Origin of the sequence: Flavobacterium ginsengisoli, from assembly GCF_029625315.1 — a bacterium.
In the GTDB taxonomy this organism is placed as follows: Bacteria; Bacteroidota; Bacteroidia; order Flavobacteriales; family Flavobacteriaceae; genus Flavobacterium; species Flavobacterium ginsengisoli.
The window spans coordinates 3875111-3889740 of the sequence record NZ_CP121110.1 but is presented as its reverse complement, the minus strand read 5'-3'; the positions used below and the strand labels follow the sequence as shown (position 1 = coordinate 3889740).

General features: G+C 35.7%; 12 protein-coding genes. All 12 read right to left on the bottom strand.

Annotation, left to right across the window (positions count from 1 at the left end):
- Window positions 1-96: 96 nt before the first annotated feature.
- The 12 genes from P5P87_RS18105 to P5P87_RS18050 all read right to left on the bottom strand — a co-directional run bounded on the left by P5P87_RS18105 (window position 97) and on the right by P5P87_RS18050 (window position 14630).
- Window positions 97-2043, bottom strand: a complete 1947-nt coding sequence (locus P5P87_RS18105; protein ID WP_278020171.1) for a sialate O-acetylesterase — start codon at window positions 2041-2043, stop codon at window positions 97-99.
- Between the two features lie 196 nt (window positions 2044-2239).
- The gene (locus P5P87_RS18100) at window positions 2240-3664 is read right to left on the bottom strand and encodes a cellulase family glycosylhydrolase (RefSeq protein ID WP_278020170.1); all 1425 of its coding nucleotides are present in this window, start codon (window positions 3662-3664) and stop codon (window positions 2240-2242) included.
- 96 nt (window positions 3665-3760) lie between these two features.
- Window positions 3761-4561, bottom strand: coding sequence for a glycoside hydrolase family 3 C-terminal domain-containing protein (locus P5P87_RS18095; protein WP_278020169.1), 801 nt, complete (start codon window positions 4559-4561; stop codon window positions 3761-3763).
- Window positions 4562-4571: 10 nt separating this feature from the next.
- Complete coding sequence (locus P5P87_RS18090) at window positions 4572-5402, bottom strand: glycoside hydrolase family 3 protein (protein ID WP_278020168.1); 831 nt, start codon at window positions 5400-5402, stop codon at window positions 4572-4574.
- A complete protein-coding gene (locus P5P87_RS18085; protein WP_278020167.1) occupies window positions 5371-5613 on the bottom strand; it encodes a glycoside hydrolase family 3 N-terminal domain-containing protein in 243 nt (80 codons plus the stop codon). The genes P5P87_RS18090 and P5P87_RS18085 overlap by 32 nt, the downstream gene beginning before the upstream one ends.
- On the bottom strand, window positions 5561-6001 hold the full coding sequence (locus P5P87_RS18080; protein WP_278020166.1) for a hypothetical protein: 441 nt from the start codon (window positions 5999-6001) through the stop codon (window positions 5561-5563). The genes P5P87_RS18085 and P5P87_RS18080 overlap by 53 nt, the downstream gene beginning before the upstream one ends.
- Before the next feature lie 100 nt (window positions 6002-6101).
- Window positions 6102-6548 carry a hypothetical protein gene (locus tag P5P87_RS18075; protein ID WP_278020165.1) on the bottom strand — a complete coding sequence of 149 codons (447 nt, stop codon included), beginning with the start codon at window positions 6546-6548 and terminating at the stop codon, window positions 6102-6104.
- Entirely contained in the window at window positions 6548-7687 is a 1140-nt protein-coding gene (locus P5P87_RS18070; RefSeq protein WP_278020164.1) for a GH39 family glycosyl hydrolase, read from the bottom strand. Before P5P87_RS18070 ends, P5P87_RS18075 begins: the two co-directional genes overlap by 1 nt.
- Window positions 7688-7710: 23 nt before the next feature.
- A complete protein-coding gene (locus P5P87_RS18065; protein WP_278020163.1) occupies window positions 7711-8493 on the bottom strand; it encodes a glycoside hydrolase family 3 C-terminal domain-containing protein in 783 nt (260 codons plus the stop codon).
- On the bottom strand, window positions 8465-9868 hold the full coding sequence (locus tag P5P87_RS18060) for a glycoside hydrolase family 3 protein (RefSeq protein WP_278020162.1): 1404 nt from the start codon (window positions 9866-9868) through the stop codon (window positions 8465-8467). Before P5P87_RS18060 ends, P5P87_RS18065 begins: the two co-directional genes overlap by 29 nt.
- Before the next feature lie 81 nt (window positions 9869-9949).
- The gene (locus P5P87_RS18055; RefSeq protein WP_278020161.1) at window positions 9950-11956 is read right to left on the bottom strand and encodes a glycoside hydrolase family 97 protein; all 2007 of its coding nucleotides are present in this window, start codon (window positions 11954-11956) and stop codon (window positions 9950-9952) included.
- A gap of 274 nt (window positions 11957-12230) precedes the next feature.
- Window positions 12231-14630 (bottom strand): glycoside hydrolase family 31 protein, encoded by a 2400-nt coding sequence (locus P5P87_RS18050; protein ID WP_278020160.1) that lies wholly within the window; start codon window positions 14628-14630, stop codon window positions 12231-12233.

Genomic DNA, 14630 nt, shown 5'->3' with positions numbered 1-14630 from the left:
TATATCCATTTTGATCAACGGATTTCATCCGTTGCTACCGATGAAATGTTCCTAACGGAACATCATCAATTTGTTTTCTTTGCTTTTTACTACGAACTACTTGCTCACTTCATATTTCTCATTTGCCGTAATCATTTCCCAATTATCCGTTCTAAAAGGCGATACAGGGAATTTTTCTTTATTAAAGAGATTAATCTTTGTATCGTCGTCTGCCCAACCGTAATGCACTGCAACTGGATTTTGAACTTGATCGCTTGAAACGATTATTTTGTCATCTTTAATTATCGCTTTCGCGGAATGAAAAACTTTGTCTGCACCTGCAATTTCGAAACCTTTTAATTCGTCATTGTTTGGCGTTGATAATCCGCTGCCAATATTATCGAAACTTAAGATAATCTGGTTTCCTTTTATTTCTTGAGATTTATAAGTTGGTCCACTGTGAACTTGTTTTTTGCCGTAAATGTTATTCATCGCAATTGCTGCCAAACGCAAACCGATGTCTTGTTTGTTGGTTGGATGAATATCTTTTGCATTTCCAATATCGGTTGTAACGGCCATTCCGGTGTTTGGCAATTTTAAAGTTTCAGATTGTGCTTCGCGAAGTTCTGCCCAACGACTTCCTTTTTGGCTGTTGCCACCAAATTCGTCAAAAGTGGATAATTGCACAAAATAAAATGGAAAATTGCCTTGTTTAAATTTGGTTCTCCAATCGTTGATCATTAACGGAAATGCTTTTTTGTATTGTTTTGCTCTCCAAACATTCGCCTCTCCTTGATACCATAAAACACCTTGCATTGCGTAAGGAACCAACGGATTTACCATTGCATTGTACAATAATGATGGATAACTGTTTGGCGAAACTTCGATTCTTACTTTAATAACGTTGAATTTCCAAAGTCCCTCAAGTGGAAAGTTTGAATCTTTAAAATCAATTTTTAAATCTTCTGGATCGCCATAGATTCCGCCTCCGCCGCTGTAATCTGTAATTCTTACGGCGATTACGTTTGTACCTTCTTTTAAAACGTTTGCTGGAATTTTGTAAATTCTTTTGGCATCCCAAAGATTATTGGTTCCAACTTCAACGCCGTTTACAAAGGTTTTGTCTTCATCATCTACTTTTGCTAAATGTAAAACGGCTTCTTTTTTGGCTTGTTCTGCTGTTAAAACTATTGTTTTTCGCATCCAAACAATTCCGTCTATATTTCCGATTTGTTGGTTTTCCCAAAGTGATGGTACTTTTATTTCTGGCCAGTTGTTATCTTGAAAGTCTAGATTTTTGAATTGCTCTTCGTTTTCCATTGAAACATCAAAACCTTGCACTTTTTTAAGATTATCTAAAACCGATTTTTTATAGGTTTCAAAAATGGCATTGATATCTACCGTTGGTACATTAGCAATCATCGATTTAAACTCGTCGCTTTTTTCGAAAGCTTCACGACTTGTCCAAGTTTCAACATTGGTTCCGCCCCAAGAAGTATTGATAATTCCAATTGGGATCTTTAATTCTGAATATAGTTTTCTAGCAAAGTAATATCCAACCGCTGTAAAGTTGCCTACATTTTCTTTGTTAGCTTCTTCCCATTTACCTTGTTTCAAATCGTCTTTTGGAGTTCCGCTTAAATCTTGTGCAACACCAAAATGACGAATCATTGGGTAATCGGCACTGCTAATTTCTTTTTCAGCATTCATGGTTTTGAAAACCTGAAATTCCATATTCGATTGTCCGCTGCAAATCCAAACTTCTCCAACCAAAACATTTTTAATAGTAATTTGATTTTTTCCAATTACGATTAATTCAAATGGTCCGCCCGCTTTTTCCGCAGCTAAATTTACCGTCCATTTTCCATTTTTATCAGCCGTAGTTTTCTTGATTTGTTTGTTAAAATGAATTTCTACACTTTCATTTGCATCTGCAAAACCCCAAATCGGAATTTGCTTGTTTCTTTGGAGTACCATTCCGTCAGAGAATATTAAAGGCATTCTCACATTAGCATTAGCTAAAACACTAATTAACAGAAAAATAAATATTACACTCTTTTTCATTTTTTCAATTTAAATATTTTTAAAACCATATAAGTGATATAAGTTGTTTTAAGTTTATTTTTATCGGTGCACTTAAGTTTATTTATATCACTTATAGAGTTTAACCGCATTTTTTTACTTTAATCCGTCTATTAAAGCATTTAAAGCTTGCGTATCAAAAACGGTATTATCGCTTCTATTTATAATCCCAAAACCATTATTTCCTAAGTCTGCCTTCGTCCCAATAAAAAGGTAATAATCCGTTTGCTTTTGCTGTTTTGACTACCGTTTTTAAATAATACGCTCTTGAATTTAAATGTAAAGTCAAAGCATCTCCAGTTAAAGTTGTTCTTCTAATTGCTCCAAATTCTCCTAAAAGAACTGGAATTCCTTTGTCAACAAACTGTGTTTTCATCAATTTGAAATTCTTTTCTAAATCGGCTTCTTCTCCCCAAGTTGGGTTTCGTTCAGTATCGGTTGCAGAATGAAATCCTGCTCCCCAGTAATAGAACATTTTACCCCAAGTTTCGTCTTTGGTTAAACCAGCAAAATTCCATGGAGAATAGTAGTGCACTTCGACCATCATTCTGCCTGCAACTTTATCTGTTGGCAATGTAGTCATTAATTTGTTTGTTTTTTCGATATCTGTTGTTGGCCCTTGAACTACCAAAACACGAGTTGCATTTTTTCCTCCAGTAGAACGAACAGCATCAATAAACGTTTGGTGATACGAAGTCAAAACTGCCATTTGAGTTGCATCTTCAACCGCTGGTTCGTTGGCGCTTGCAAAAAGTAAATGTTCGTCAAATCCGCGTAAATGAGTTGCGATTTGCTCCCAGAAAGCTTTTTGTTTTGCATTCGTTTCAACTTTTTTAGCTTCTGTGATATTATTTTCTAGCCATCCGCCGTCCCAATGGATATTTACGACTACATACATATCATTATCTACGCAGTATTGTACCACTTCTTTTACTCTATCAAGCCATTCTGTTTTGATTTTGGCCGTTGTAGCATTTTCTAAATTTTGATTCCAAGAACATGGAATACGAATAGCATTAAATCCGTTTGCTTTTACGGCGTCAATCAAAGCTTTTGTCACTTTTGGATTTCCCCAAGCAGTTTCGCCTCCAGTTGCTTCCAAAGTGTTTCCAATATTCCATCCTAATTTAATTTTTGCGACCAATTCAACAGCAGAACTTCCCATTCCAGAAGCATCTGCCGCAATTGGATTGGTATTATAACTAGGATACAAACCTGCAACAACTGTAGCCGCAGTTTGCGAAACCGCTATTGTCACCGTTTTTGCCTCACTTGAGCTTAACGTGATTGAAGCTGTTCTGGTAGTCGTTTCTGTATTGGCAGAAGCCGTTATTCTAACAATTACACTTCCTTTACTTCCAGTTGCCTGGCTCACTTTTAACCAACTTTCAGAACTAGCCAAATTCCAAACTGTGGCTTCTGAATTAATAGTGATATCTGAAGTATTTTCTTTACCGTCAAAATCAATTTTATTGGTACTTGCAGTAAGTGTTTTTATCGTTGTTTCTGGTGTGCTTTCTTTGTCTGAACTGCAGGCTAAAACGCCTAAAAAAGCAAAACATAATACAAAACTCAAGATATAGTCTTTGATTGTTTTTTTCATTTCGTTTGGTTTAAGTTAAGTTAAGTTTTTAAAATCAACGCCAGCTTTTAGTGGGCTGGCGTTAATAGTGTGGTTATTTTATAGCAATAAAAAGTTTTATTTAACTGTTACTTGAATTTCTTTTTTGATATCTCTAGAAGAAGTTCCTACTTTTAAAGTATATTTTCCTGGTTCAACTGTCCATTTTTTAGAAGCAACATCATAATATGCCAATTCTTTTACAGGAACTTTAATCGTTATTTTTTCTGAACTTCCAGCCTTAACAGCAACTTTTTTGAAACCTTTTAATTCTTGTCTTGCACGAGTAATTTTAGAATCAGATTTTGAAGTATATAACTGTACTACTTCTTTTCCTTCTGCTTTTCCTGTGTTTTTAACATCTAAAGAAACTTCTATTACATCATTTTGAGCATACGAATCTTTGTCTGCTTTTACGTTATCTAAAGCAAAAGTGGTGTATGATAATCCGTAACCGAAAGGATATAATGGCGCAACATTTTTAGTATCAAACCAACGGTATCCAATTAAGAGTCCTTCGGCATAATTTACTGTTTTGTCTCCAGGGAAACTGTTTGTCGCATGTGCAGGAGAATCTTTTAGAGCTACTGGCATTGTCCAAGGTAATTTTCCTGACGGATTTACTTTTCCTAAAATCACATCAGCCAAAGCATTTCCGCCTTCAGAACCATTAAACCAACTCCAAACCAAAGCTGAAGTTTTTTGGCTCACTTCATTAATATCAAATGGAGCACCAGCTACCATAACTACAATAGTTTTTGGATTTACCGCCAATACTTGTTTGATTAATTCTGCTTGTCCGAATGGCAAATGTAAATCTCTACGATCTGAAGCTTCTGTTTCATAATCGCGATTTGAACCCGCAAAAATAATCGCCACATCAGAGTTTTTAGTCTGCCTCTACTGCTTCTTTAACTTTTGCTGGATCTAGTTCATCAATTGTAACTGGCCCATTAGCCGTGATATTTCCTAAATTTCCTCTGTTCTTTTTATCGTAACGCTCTAAATATCCTTCAGCATAATTAATTTTAACTGATGCAGGAAGCCTATTTTTAAGACCTTCAAGAGGTGTAACTTCTCTTTTCGTTTTCACTCCAGCTCCAAATCCGCCAAGAGCATTTTTCTTTGTCGCATTGTTTCCAATTACTGCGATAGATTTTACTCCGTCTAGTTTTAAAGGCAATGCATTATTTTCGTTTTTCAACAATACAATCGCTTCAGTCGCAATTTTGTACGCATCTTGATAATGTGCTTCGGTTGCGATACTTCCTTTTGCACGCTCTCCTCCACCCATTGCTTTTACTTGGAATAAAACTCTTAAAATACGTTTTACATGCAAATCAATTTCTTTTTCTGAAACTTCTCCAGATTTTACAGCCGCGATTAATTTATCTGCCAAGAAAAATTCATTGAAAGGTTTTGGCGTTCCCATTTCAATATCCAAACCGCTTTTCAAAGATTTTGCTGTAGAATGCACCGCAGCCCAATCTGAAACTACAATACCTTTAAATCCCCATTCATCACGAAGGATTTTATTCAGCATATAATCATTTTCACATAAATATTCTCCTCTGAATTTATTGTATGCTCCCATGATACTGTAAGCTTTTGCTTCTTTTACAGTAGCTTCAAAAGCTGGAAGATAAATTTCGCGAAGTGTACGCTCATCAATTTGCACATCTACAAAATCACGATTGGTTTCCTGATTGTTTGCTCGCATAGTGTTTTACACAAGCCATTACATCTTTTTCCTGTAAACCTACAACCAAAGGCACTGCGATTTTTTTATTCAAAAACGGATCTTCTGACATGTATTCGTAAGTTCTTCCTCCTAACGGTGTTCTTACCATATTAATTGCTGGCGAAAGCAACATATCTTTATCTCTTGCACGTAATTCTTCTCCTAAACTGGTTCCAAAAGTATGAGCCATTTCGGCATTCCAAGTTGCTTGCCAAAGCACCGCCAGCTGGATAATACGTTGCAAAATCGTTTGTCCATCCTGCCGGAGCCCAATTGTCTCTAGAAATTTCTTCACGAACTCCCAACGGACCATCTGCCATTTTTAATTCTGGAATCCCTAAACGTTTTACTCCTGTGTTAGCAAACATACTATTACCGTGGAGCATTCCTATTTTTTCTTCTAATGTCATTTGCGAAATCAGCTTGTCGATTTCGGCATCATGTTCAGTATCTATTTCTTTTCCAACGTATTCTTCAGTCTCCGTCGAATTTGAAGCTACAGTCGGTGTTTCATTTTTACAAGAAGTAAATAATGCAAAAACCAAAGCCGCCGAAAGGTATATCATTTTGTTTTTCATAGATAGTTAGGTGTTTTTTGAATTTAAAGATCCTTGATTCCTCACACGTCATCTTTAAATCAAGTTAATACTGCTTTTATGTTTGTGGTTTTATCTGAAATTATTGTTTAATCAAATTCAGCATTACAACATCATTTTCATTGATTTTGAATTCTTTGCTGAAAGTTCCTTTTGCGTCAATTGTAATTTTTTCTGTTGCAATTGGCGCTCCGTTATTTTTCTCTTTTATTGAATTGACTTGCTGGCGTGTTAACTGACTTGGTTTATTCATTGCTAGATAATCTGCGTAAGCGTCGTTTACTTTGTATCCAACTTTGTAAATTTCCAATACATATTTTCCTTTTTGCATTCCGTCCACTTCAATTTTGACTTTTCCTTTTTCTTTTGATGGAAGATCTTTAATGTAATAGGTTTGATTCAGCTCTTTATCTCCTGGATGCGTATTCGTAAAATCCCACAATAAAACCTGAACGTCTCCTTTTACATTTTTAGAAGTCCAAGAAGCTTTATCAGAATTTTGAAGTTCTGTTTCTCCTAATTTATTCATTAAATAATAAGAGAAATAAGCCGGTTTTTAATTCCCTGCGTATTCAATAATCCGAAACCGCCGTGGAAAGGCGTAAATCTTGGCCCTGCTTCTTCAAAAATATCCGTAAAAACCCAATACGACATTGAGTTTGCTGCGTTTCCAACTTGTTTTATTTTCTGCAAAATATAAGCTGCCGAATGATAGCTGTCGTGAATTGGATCTGCAGGAGTATAAGAGGTACTCCATTCGGTATAATGTAATTCCAAATTTGGTTTAGCCGAAGTTGCAATTTGTTTTCTTGAATTTAAAATATCACCGCTTACGCTAAATTCATCCTGACTTAAAATAGTTCCCGACGTTCCAAATTCATCCAGATATCCGTGTTTGACACCGTAAGTATGTGTCGAAACAAAATCCATTGGCACATTATTCTTTGCGCAAAAATCAATTGTTTCAGGAACCCACGCTGCTCCCGCCGTTGCTGGACCGCCAACTCTATAGGCTGTGTTTACACTTTTTATTGCTCTAGCGCTATATTCATATAATTTAAAATAATCTGCCTGCGTTCCTGTCCAAAATCCTGGAGATAAATTGGGTTCATTCCAAACTTCAAAATACCATGTTTTTACTTCTTCTGCTCCGTATCTTTCTGTGAAATGCTGAGTCAAGTTTTTAATTAAATCTTCCCATTTTTTATAATCTTTTGGAGGCGTAACATTTCCTTTCCACCAAAAAATGGTTTCTTTTCCGCTTGCTAAAGCATTTGGCATAAAACCTAATTCTACAAATGGTTTCATTTTTAGACTAATAATATAATCGAACAAAACGTCTACATATTGGTAATTGTATTCTGGATTTCCTTTTTCGTCTTCACGATAAACGGCCATGTCATCGGTCAATAAACCATGAAAGCGGATGTATTTAAAATCGCATTCTTTTTTTACCAATGCCAATTGCTGCCGCCAATCTGCACGAAGACCTTCATTTGCTCTTCCAGCGCCAATGCACTCTTTGAACATGGTGTTTAATTTTCCAGCTTCTTTTTTGAAATCTACTTTTATAATTCTATTTTGAGAATCAGCGTTTGTTGTTTGTGCAAATGATTTAAAGCTTGCCAAACCAACAAAAACAAATAGTATAATTAGACTTTTTTTCATGTTTAAGTTTTATTCTTTTACAATTATTTAGCTGAAATTTTCTTTTTCAGAAGTATATTATCTGAAGAATTTCCTATCTGAATCTCAATTGTATTTTTTTCTAGTTCGAACACTTGTTTTCCAGTATTCCAATATTCTAAATCTTTTGCTTTTACAATCAAATCAACATTTTTGGTTTCTCCAGCTTTAAAGAAAACTCTCTTAAATGCTTTCAATTCTTTTTCTGGTCGTTCTACTTTCGATTCTAATTGTTTTAAGTAAAGCTGAACCACTTCATCGCCATCTTTATTTCCAGTATTTGTAATAGAAACTGTTACTTTTAATTCTTCAATTTTCGAAATAGTTTCAGAACTTGTTTCAATCGAATTGTATTTGAAAGTCGTATAACTTAATCCGTAACCAAAAGCATATAATGGTTTCTTTTTGAAATACATATATGTTCTTCCATTTCGAATGTTATAATCTAATAAATTTGGAAGATCGGTAATATCTTTTACCCAAGTTTGCGTTAAACGTCCTGCAGGATTATAATCTCCAAATAATACATCTGCCAATGCTGTTCCTGTTTCCTGACTATTCTGCGCCATATGCACAATTGCTGGAACATTTTCCTGAGTCCAATTGATTGCATAAGGAAAACTGCTCATTAATACGACCGCCGTTTTCGGATTTGCCTGATAAACTAACTTAATCAAATCTTCTTGTTCTAAAGTTAGAGATTGGCGGTCAACCGCTTCTTTTCCTTCACTTGGAACAGGACAATTTGCCCATCCAGCATTACAAACCGGATGATTTCCAACAACCATAATTACAAAATCTGCTTTTTTTGCGATTGCTCGCCGCTTTTCCGTCGATATTATTTTTTGCGACTAAAACTTCAACATTATTTCCCAACTTCTTTTTTATTCCTTCCAAAGGTGTAACAACATAAGGAGGCGTTCCGCTGTACCAATCCAAAAGCACTTCATCTGCTCGAGATCCAATTATAGCAAGTGTTTTTATTTTTTCTTTTTGTAAAGGCAGAAATCCGTTTTCATTTTTCAATAAAACAATAGATTTTTGAGTTGCCTCTAAAGCGATTTTTTTGTGCGCTTCTGTTTTCCAAGGATCAATTGTGTCTTTATCTTTTCCTATTTTCGAATATAGATTTTCTTCTGAAGCATCAAGCATTCCAAGTTTTATCATTACTCGATAATTTCCGCGCAAAACTTCATCAAGATCTTTTTCTTTCAAATATCCATTAGAAAGAGCACCATAAATGCCATCTATAAATTCATCTAAAAACTGGTTAATACCCGCTTTTACAGCTGCGGCCGCTCCTAAGTATTTATCTGTATAATATTTATGATCTGAAAGAAGCAGTTTAAAAGCACCACCATCGGTACAAATAATACCATTTTGTCCCCATTCTTTCTGCGTAATATTTTTAAGCATCGGATGTACCATTGCCGGAATTCCATTTACTTTGTTATACGCCGCCATATAAGCACGCGAACCTCCTTCAACAACTCCCATTTGAAAAGGAAGTGCGTAATATTCTCTCCAAAGTCTTTCATCAAAATCAGATGATGTATAGGTTCTTCCGTCTTCATTGCTGTTTGCCAAAAAATGCTTCATCAAGGAAGCTGTTTGCCAGTATTTGGAATTATTTCCTTGTAAACCTTTTACAAAAGCAACTGTCATAGTTCCGTTAAAAAAAGCATCTTCTCCGTAACTTTCTTCAGTACGTCCCCAGCGCGGATCTCTTGCAATATCTGCATTTGGAGCACGAACTACTAATCCGCCCCGATTGTATTTTTGTAAAGCAAAACGCGTTTCATAACCTTCTACATTTGCCACTTTTTGAAGTAACTCAACATCCCAAGTTTCTCCTAAGCCATACGCTTGAGGGAAAGTGGTTGTTGTTAATGGCTTTTTATTTTTTCCTCCCCATTCGCCTGGTCCGCCTAAAGCTAAACCATGCAATCCTTCTACATGACCTGTACCAATAAGCCCTAATCTTTTTACTGACGGATTTGTGCTTAAAGCCTGAACTTTTTCATCCAGCGTCATCAAAGACAGCAAATTATCAATACGCTTTTCAGTATCTAAGTTCGGATTCTGAAAAGGATATTGCTTTTGCCGCGATAACATCAAATTAGCAGATAAAAGAAAAAAGATATAAAAAATACTGTTTTTCATTTTTTAGAAGAAGGACTAATTTTTATTGTGTTTATAAACCCGACAGATTTTGAAAATCTGTCGGGTTTTAGAAATTAATAATTACAATTTTTTAAATCTCACTGCTCCACCGCCAGCTCCACCTAAATTCAATTTTAGAGAATCTGTAGATTTTACTGTTTTCTTAGAAATTGCCACTGCTTCTGGATTGTGTTTTTGATCTGTTCCTTCAGCATCAACATAAATTTGTGCTTCGTAAGTTGCATTTGGATCTAAGAATGACAATGAAACATTTACATTTCTTGGATTTTCATTTGTTAAAGTTCCCAAATACCAATCGGCGCTGTTTCTGTCTTTTCTTGCTGTTGTGATATATTCGCCAATTTTCCCTTCTAGGATTTTAGTGTCTTCCCAATCTGTTGGAACATCTTTTAAGAATTGTAAAGCTGGTTTTCCTTCGTAATTTTCTGGAAGATCTGCCAACATTTGAATCGGAGAATAAATCGTCACATACAACGCCAATTGTTGCCCAACTGTTCCTTGAATTCTTTTTCCTGGATAACCTTGTTTTACCTCAACATCAAAAATTCCAGGTGTGAAATCCATTGGGCCAGAAAGCAATCTTGTAAACGGAATAATGCTTAAGTGGTTTGGCGGATTTCCTTCGCTCCAAGCATTATATTCTTGTCCGCGCGCTGCTTCTCTTGAAACCATGTTTGGATAAGTTCTACGCTCTCCTGTATCTTTTATCGATTCGTGGTATAAAACGGCTAAATCATATTGAGTCGCTTTTTCTAAAATGTATCTGAAATAATTTACTCCAAACTGTCCAAAGTGCATTTGCTTCATATTCAATTTAGAACCAACGTGACCGATTTTTACGGTGTGTATTCCAAGTTTTTTGTACAAAGCAAAACCTTCATCAACTTCTTTTAAATAGTTAATTAAGTTCGAACCTGTTTCGTGATATCCGATTAATTCGATATTCTTTTTCTTTCCGTATTCAACCACTTTTTCAAGATCGAAATTGTCTGCACTTTTTGTGAAGCTAAACATGTGCATACGGTTTTCATACCAACCTGGAGTCCAACCTTTATTCCATCCTTCAATTAATAAATGATGAAAACCTTCTTTTGCTGTAAAGTCGATATATTCTTCGGCGTGTTTTGTAGTTGCTCCTTGTTTATCACTCTCCCAAAAAGTATATTTCCCGATGTGCATTCCCCACCAGATTCCTAAATATTTGTATGGTTTGAAATAACTGTTTGTATTCTTTAATTTGTTTGGTTCGTTTAGATTTAAAACCAAATAAGAAGTAATCAATTCGCCTGGATTTTCTCCAATTTGAAGCGTTCTCCAAGAAGAAGTGAACGAATCTTTTACACGAACTTTTACTCCATCAGCCCACGGCACTAAATCTGATTTTAACTCTGTTCCTTTAGTGTTTACCAAAGTCATACTTGCAAAATCGATCAAGTTTGCTTCATGGAAACTTAACGCTAATCCGCTTTTACTTTCGATTGTTAGTGGAGTTAAAACCGTATCTAGTTTACTTACTGGAGCATCATTAAATAGATATTCGTCACGGTTTTCTCTGTTGGCTGGAATCCACCACGCTTTTCCGTCTTCTTTTAAGTTGAAAGTCGTTTTTTCATCCATGATGAAAATACTGTCTTTTACATTTTGTTTTGGATAAACATATCTAAAAGCAACTCCATCGTCGAAAGCACGAAACTGAATTTGTAATTTTCTTTTGTTTCCTGTTTTTTGCTGTAAATCAACAACCAATTGATTGTAGTGATTTCTAATATTTTTCTTCTCTCCCCAAACTTGTTCCCAAGTTTCATCAAACGTAGAAGTTTTAGCTCCTTTAATTTCAAAATTTGAACTTAAATCTTCATTTCCTTTCAATACAAATCCCATATCAGACGGAGAAATTACTTCAGTCTTTCCGTGAGAAACTGCATATTTTGGAGCATTTTTTACTAACTCAAATTTGATTGTATTCTTTCCGTTTGGCGATGCCAATTCGTAAGCATTTTTCGTTTTTTGACTATAGCCAACTGCTATTGAAAACAGTACGGCTGGGAGAACTAGATAGTTTTTCATGTTTTTTGGTATTATATTTTTTTGCCACTCCCGATAGCTATCGGGATAAAAAGATTAGAAGGATTTTTTTTATTTTTCTCTCGCAGATTTGGCAGATTGCTTCGCCTGTTCGCTATCGCTCGAGTGAGCTGATTTTAAATATTAAAAAAAATCTGCATGATCTGCTAAATCTGCGAGAGTAATAATCCTTTCAATCTGTGTAATCTGTGGCTATTTTTTTGTCCGAATTCACGAATATCATAAATTAAATTCGTGAAATTCGTGGCTAACTTTTTTATTTTGCCCACTCGGTTTTAAAAGTGGTTTTTCCGTTTAACGGATTTGTTGCAACATCGAAATTGTTTCCGTTTTTGTTCACTTTTATTTCTTGTACTGCATCTCCTTCTGGTAAAAATACTTTGGCTGTTGCCGAAGTCGTTTTGTCGCTTGCGTAAACTTTCAACGTTAATTTGCTCCAATCCATATCTTTTGTAGACTGCGCTAAACCAATGTGTGGAATTGCTGTTCCATCTTTTACTAAAACTACGATTGGCACTTCGCCAGCTTTGATTTTATGCCAGCCAGATTGATATACTTTTTTAGTTTGATAATCAATCCAAGTTCCTTCTGGAAGGTAAACGTCTCTTTCTTCAACCTCTTCAAAAAGCGGTGCAACCAACATACTTGATCCGAATAAATATTCGTTATCAACTAACCAAGCTCCTGGATCGTTTGGATATTCTACAAAAAGAGCGCGCATCATTGGCAATCCTTTTTGAGAACTTTCTTTTGCTTGAGCGTAGATATATGGCATTAATTCGTAACGCATATTATCTGCTTTTCTAAATCCTTCTAAGAATTCTTTGCTATACAACCAAGGTTCGCGAGGCGGTTCTCCGTGGCTTCTTACGTGTGACGTGAACATTCCAAATGGTGTCCATCTTCTGTAAATATTCTCTGGTGATTTAGTTGCAAAACCTCCAACATCATGACTCCAGAAACTAAATCCGCTAAGACCTAAAGAAAGTCCGCCGCGTAATTCTGCCGACATTGCTCCGTTTGTAGTTTCAGAATCTCCTCCCCAATGTAAAGGGTAACGCTGTGATCCTGCCCAAGTACTTCTTGCCCAAATTAAAGTATAGCCTTTTTCTTTTTGAGTGATTTCCGCCACTGCTTTGTTGTATCTCAATGGATATAAATTGTGCTCATAGAAACCAGTTCTTCCAGAATGGTAAATTCCGTCTGGCGGAGCGGCTTCTCCAAAATCTACTTTGAAAACTGCAACACCTTCATCAAATAACTTTTTCAATTTTCCTTGGTACCAAGAAATCGTTTCTGGATTTGAGAAATCTAAAACCGCATCTTCATAAGGAAGATTTCCTTTTCTGTCTCTTACGGCTAAATTTTTATCCATAATTTCAGGAAACAAAGTATTCTTTGGCGTGAAATAAGGCAACTGCCAAAGACAAACTTGGAAACCGTCTTTCTTTAAATCAGACATCATTTTTGTGGCATCTGGGAAACGAGATTTTGCAAACTCATAATTGTTTCTCCAATCTACATCAAACCAACCTGTATCAAAGTGAATTACGTCTGTTGGGATTTTGTATTTACGTAAATCTCTTGCTACGTCACGTCCTTCTTTTTCTGAGAAATAGGTAATACGGCTCATCCAGAAACCGAATGACCAAAGTGGTGGCATCGCTGCTTTTCCAGTCAAATTCGTGTACTGATCTAAAATATCTTTTGGTTCTCCGATAAAGAAAAACAAATCGGCTTCGTCATCTCCAATATACATTTCGTTGGCACTTGAAAAGTATTTTCCGAAGTCCACTGTAATTGGTGTAGAATGGTGCATGAAAACTCCGTAACCACGGCTGCTCATGTAAAACGGAATCGGTTTGTACATTGTTTCATTTTGGATTCCGTTTGCGTCATCCGTCCATAAAACTACTTTTGAACCGCGTTTGTTGAATTGTGTAAATGATTCACCACAACCAAATATTTTTTCGTCTGGTTCTAAACTGAAAGCTGCTCCCATACTTCTTGAATAATCGCTGTTTCTACGAACGTAAGAAAACGGAAGTGTTGGAGTATACGTGTTTTTAAAATCAGTATCGTGAAGTGTGCTTGTCAGTAATTTTCCTTTTTCATCGTAGATTTTTACATGCCAAGGTTTTGTCAAAATTTCAACTCTTCCGTGTTTGCTTGTATAACTGTGACCGCCTTCAATTTTAGCATATTTCCATAATTCTGGGTGATTTGGCGCAACGCCGTCAACCAACATTAGAGATTCTTTTTGAGGATGAAATTGCGGTCCAGAAGTCGTTTTGATACGAACCGTTCTATCTGAAACAAACTGAATTTCGAATGGCAAAACAGGAGATTCTGCATATTCTGTTGTTGGAAATTCGTTTGCTTTTTCAACATCTGGTTTCATCATCATGTTGTTGAAAGCCTGACGAGTTTTATAATTGTATCTCAGATATTTAATCGTTCCTTTTCCTGTTGCAGGATCAAAAGAAGCTAGTTCGTCTGCAAAATAAAAAGTGTTCAGATAGTTCTGAAAATCTTTACTGATATCTATTGGAGCATTTAATACATCTGCGTTTTGGATTTGGGCATTAGCATTTGGAACTGCCAAAAATCCAAACGTAAGAGCAGAAAACAATGCGGTTAATTTTGAGTTTTTCAT

What these genes read in the sequence shown, in the direction of transcription:
- P5P87_RS18105 (WP_278020171.1), bottom strand. Translation starts at nt 2,043, where the DNA reads ATGAAAAAGAGTGTAATATTTATTTTTCTGTTAATTAGTGTTTTAGCT.
- P5P87_RS18100 (WP_278020170.1), bottom strand. Translation starts at nt 3,664, where the DNA reads ATGAAAAAAACAATCAAAGACTATATCTTGAGTTTTGTATTATGTTTT.
- P5P87_RS18090 (WP_278020168.1), bottom strand. Translation starts at nt 5,402, where the DNA reads ATGCGAGCAAACAATCAGGAAACCAATCGTGATTTTGTAGATGTGCAA.
- P5P87_RS18085 (WP_278020167.1), bottom strand. Translation starts at nt 5,613, where the DNA reads ATGGCTCATACTTTTGGAACCAGTTTAGGAGAAGAATTACGTGCAAGA.
- P5P87_RS18080 (WP_278020166.1), bottom strand. Translation starts at nt 6,001, where the DNA reads ATGAAAAACAAAATGATATACCTTTCGGCGGCTTTGGTTTTTGCATTA.
- P5P87_RS18075 (WP_278020165.1), bottom strand. Translation starts at nt 6,548, where the DNA reads ATGAATAAATTAGGAGAAACAGAACTTCAAAATTCTGATAAAGCTTCT.
- P5P87_RS18070 (WP_278020164.1), bottom strand. Translation starts at nt 7,687, where the DNA reads ATGAAAAAAAGTCTAATTATACTATTTGTTTTTGTTGGTTTGGCAAGC.
- P5P87_RS18065 (WP_278020163.1), bottom strand. Translation starts at nt 8,493, where the DNA reads ATGGTTGTTGGAAATCATCCGGTTTGTAATGCTGGATGGGCAAATTGT.
- P5P87_RS18060 (WP_278020162.1), bottom strand. Translation starts at nt 9,868, where the DNA reads ATGAAAAACAGTATTTTTTATATCTTTTTTCTTTTATCTGCTAATTTG.
- P5P87_RS18055 (WP_278020161.1), bottom strand. Translation starts at nt 11,956, where the DNA reads ATGAAAAACTATCTAGTTCTCCCAGCCGTACTGTTTTCAATAGCAGTT.
- P5P87_RS18050 (WP_278020160.1), bottom strand. Translation starts at nt 14,630, where the DNA reads ATGAAAAACTCAAAATTAACCGCATTGTTTTCTGCTCTTACGTTTGGA.